We start from the raw sequence: 4,026 nt of genomic DNA, 5'->3' as shown, positions 1-4,026 counted from the left end.
TCCAGCGCCTCGGGGCCGCGCTGGATAATGAGCTCCAGCAGCCCCAGCTCCTCAAAGTCCATCAGCGTCTCGCTGGGATCGGCATCCACCCACAGATCCAGCATCTGGCGCATGCCCGGCTCGAACTGCTTCATATCCACCAGATCACCACTGGCCAGCTTGATCTCATCCCGGACCTTGGCGAAGTGTTCGACCTCCTGCTTAATCGAGGCGGCCTGCGAGGCGCTGTAACCCGCCTCCTCCAGCTCACCCGCCAGATTGGTAAAGGCGCGGATCAACTTGGCCACCAACTGATAGAGGGTCAGCCGCAATGCCTCTTTCTCGCTCAACGTCTCTTCATCGGCTCCCGGCTCACAACAGAAATAATGCTGATAATCGAGTTGCGACTTGGGCGCCTTCACCGGCTCACACAAGGCACGGACGGCTTCCAGAGCGTTATCCAGATCCTCTTTGGCCTGGGCCAGTCGATCCTTGAGCAGCCCGGCCACATCCTCCTTGTCATAGCCTGCGAAGGCCTCGGCCGTATAGTCGTTGACCGTCTTCTCCAGCGACTTGAACAGGTCTTTGTAATCGATGATGTAGCCGTACTCCTTGTCGTCACCATCCAGACGATTCACCCGGCAGATGGCCTGGAACAGGTTGTGATCAGCCATCTTCTTGTCGATATAGAGGTAGGTGGCAGAGGGGGCATCAAAACCGGTCAGCAGCTTATCCACGACAATGAGCAGACGCATCTGGCCCGGCTCTTTGATAAAACGCTGCTTGACCAGTTTTTCAAACTCTTCGACCCGCTTAGCCGCCTCATCCTCCGGCTGCTCGAAATAGTCGGCCAGCATCTTGCGATAGATGTTGTACTTGGCCAGCTTCTCCGTCAGCCCCTCGCCCGTCTCCTCGCCCTTGATCTCGCTGGCATTGGGTTGGTAACTGGTGACGATGGCGCACTTGCCAGCAAAACCGGCCTGGCTGAACATCTCGTAACTTTTGCAGGCTTGATAGACGCTGGCGCAGACCAGCATGGCATTGCCACGACCATCGGCCAGCCGGGGCTTGCGCTCGAAGTCGAGCAGAATATCGGCCACTATCTGCTCCAGCCGCGAACGACTGGAGAGCAGCTTCTGCATTGAGGCCCACTTCTGTTTAAGCTGCTGCTTGCCCAGCCGCGAGAGATCCTTGGTCTTGGTATCGAACCACTCATCCACTTTTTTCTGGGATTTGACCCGCTGATCGATATCCCGCGCCTCGTAGCGCAGATCCAGCACCACGCCATCACTCACCGCCTCGTTGAACTTGTAGGTGTGAATGTAGGGGCCAAAGACCTCGATGGACTTTTTTTTGTCCTGCTTCATCAGCGGTGTGCCGGTAAAACCGATAAACAGCGCCTCTGGCAACAGGCTCTTCATCGCCCCATGCAGCTTGCCGGACTGAGTGCGGTGGCACTCATCGACAAACACAAACAGCTGCCCCTTGGGGCTGAAGTCCGAGGGCAAGCTGCGGCGCATATCAGCAATAAAATCATCCGAGCTGCCATCATCTTCGTCATCCGACTCGCCTTCTGGCGTGCGACCGAACTTGTGTACCAGCGAGCAGATAAGCCAAGGGTTATGGGCATGCAGACGGGTCACCAGATCGGCACCGCTCTTGGTGCGCAGGATCTCCTCTTCCACCCCACTGAATACCTTCTCGATCTGCTCATCGAGTTCAGTGCGGTCGGTGATGATGAGCACCCGGCTGTCGGTCACATTTTCGCGGATCCACTTGGCCATCCAGACCATGGTCAGGCTCTTGCCGCTGCCTTGGGTGTGCCAGATGATGCCGCCATCCCGGCGGCGGATATAAGCCTTGGCGGCACGGATGCCGAAATACTGGTTATGGCGGCAGGTTTTCTTGGTGCCCGCATCAAACACGATAAAGTCGTGGATCAGCTCCAGAAAGCGCGCCTTACTGCACAACTGTGCCAGATGCTGGTCCAGCAGATTGGCACTCGGCAGATCGACATGGTCGGAATGGATTGGATCGGCTGGCTCTTTCCACTCCAGATAGTATTTCTCGTGGGTTTCGATAGTGCCGTAGCGCACCCCTTGGGTGTCGTTGCCCGCCATCACCAACTGCATGGTGGTGAAGAAGTTACGGATAAAATCCTTCTTCTGGTTATCCAGGTTCTGGTGGATACCTTCAGAGACAGAGACGGTAGAGCGCTTGAGCTCAATGACGCCAAGGGCAATGCCGTTGACATAGAGCACCAGATCCGGCCGTTTCTTATGCTCGCCTTTGACCGTGACCTCTTCGGCAAGGGCAAAGTCGTTGGCCTGCGGATTAGTCCAGTCAACAAGCCAGACGGTCTGGTTTTGCTCGCCTGCCCCTACTTTTTCCTTCACGCCATAACGCAGCAGGCGATAGACCTCCTTGTTGGCGTCATAGAGGATGCGCCCTTCGCCCAGGCTCGCTGCCCGATCCAGTTGCCTGAGTACCTTGGGGATCAGCGCCGCGTCCACGCCCCGCCCCACCAGCCAAGCGGTCAGCAGTTCGGGCTCGACATTCCGGTTGTTCTCCCGCTTATGCCAATCCCCCAGATAGCGATAGCCCAGCTTCTGCTCGAAAAGATGGATCACGCGGTTCTGGGTTGCCCGCTCCCGTTGGCCAACTGAAATCATGCTCTCTATCCCTGTTATTCTCTCAAGCTGCCACGACAACCGCGCAGCCGCTCTTATTCGTTATACCCACTTCGTTACACCAACCCCTGCTGCAAACGGGTCAAGGCGATCTGCAGACTGCGATCATCAAACAGCCGCGCCTTGCGCTCACCCCACGGGGTTCCCGCTGGCCAGCGATGCAACCCCTCTCGCAGCGCGCTCAGCGTCGGCGCACAGCCCTCTTCGGCGATCAACCAATCGACCGTGGCCAATAACTCCATGCCATAGGGCGACTCAAAACCATCGATTAACGCGGTCGTCTGCTCCAGTATCGGTAAAAATGCTTTGGCCTCGGTCTGGAGATAAACGGCAAGCTCTTGTTTTTTGGCCTCATTAAACCAGATGACATCAAACGGCTTGCTATCCGGAATGCGCTTGTCGGACTGCAGATAACTGCCGTCCATCGCATTGAGCAGATGGGTCAGATTGTTGGCATAAGGGCCATAACGATGGGCCTTAAACTGCAACTGCAGCGGATCCCCCAGCGGGTTACGGCCAATGACCCGAGCCAGAAACCAGGCCAGTTTCTGGATCTCCAGCAAGCTGCACTCCATTCCTAAAAACCAGTAGCGGCGTACCAGTTCAGCAATCAAGGCCCGAGCCGGAGTCAGCTCCGCCACCCCGCCCCGCTTGGCCACATTTTGGTATTGGCTACTGGGCTCATAGAGCAGGATATCGATATCCAGATCGCCCAGTGCCGTTTCAATCGCCTGTTTGACCTCTGGCCAAGGCAGACCACCGTTGCCAGCCCCCAGCGGCGGAATGGCAATCGAAGAGACCTGCTGCGCCTGTAACCAGGCCCGTAGATCCTGCAAACCATCCTGGATCCACGCCATCTGTGCCGGATTGCGCCAGTGCTGTTTGGTCGGAAAATTCACGATCCAGCGCGGCCCCAGCAGCTCACCCGTCTGGGTAATAAACATCTTGCCGGTGACGACATCACCCTGTTTGCACGCCTCGGCATAGGCGCGCATATTGGCCGGGAACCGCTCCTTGAACATCAAGGCGATCCCCTTGCCCATGACACCGACGGTGTTGACGGTATTCACCAGCGCTTCCACCGGAGCATCCAGCAGATTGCCTGTTGTATATCGAATCATCTGAAATACCACCCATCACGGACATAGACGGGGCGCGCGACCCCCACCCGATTCATGCATTGTTCCACGCTGTTCTTTATTTCTTCGTTGTAACACACCACGCCCAGCAACGCCTCGATGGGGCAATGTTGATGGATCAAGGCCTCGGCCTGATAGCGTTCCAGCTTGCTCAAATCGTCCGCATCACGCTTGAAATCACGGCGCTGCAACAGTGGCCAGTCAATCCGCCCCAGATC

The 4,026-nt window shown here is 57.0% G+C and carries 3 protein-coding genes; all 3 read right to left on the bottom strand.

The window, feature by feature from the left end:
• On the bottom strand, positions 1 to 2,651 hold a 2,651-nt coding region (locus OKC30_RS20090), incomplete at its 3' end, for a type I restriction endonuclease subunit R (protein WP_270809779.1).
• Between the two features lie 74 nt (positions 2,652 to 2,725).
• The gene (gene darG, locus OKC30_RS20085; protein WP_041206015.1) at positions 2,726 to 3,790 is read right to left on the bottom strand and encodes a type II toxin-antitoxin system antitoxin DNA ADP-ribosyl glycohydrolase DarG; all 1,065 of its coding nucleotides are present in this window, start codon (positions 3,788 to 3,790) and stop codon (positions 2,726 to 2,728) included.
• Positions 3,787 to 4,026, bottom strand: a 240-nt coding sequence (locus tag OKC30_RS20080) for a DarT ssDNA thymidine ADP-ribosyltransferase family protein (RefSeq protein WP_270809778.1), incomplete at its 5' end; no start/stop codon positions are given. The genes darG and OKC30_RS20080, both read right to left, overlap by 4 nt.

The sequence above is a fragment of the Aeromonas sp. QDB18 genome (assembly GCF_027705325.1).
Classification (GTDB): Bacteria; Pseudomonadota; Gammaproteobacteria; order Enterobacterales; family Aeromonadaceae; genus Aeromonas; species Aeromonas caviae.
The sequence above is the reverse complement of the archived record's forward strand: the minus strand, read 5'-3'. Positions and strand labels throughout refer to the sequence as shown.

What these genes read in the sequence shown, in the direction of transcription:
- darG (WP_041206015.1), bottom strand. Translation starts at nt 3,790, where the DNA reads ATGATTCGATATACAACAGGCAATCTGCTGGATGCTCCGGTGGAAGCG.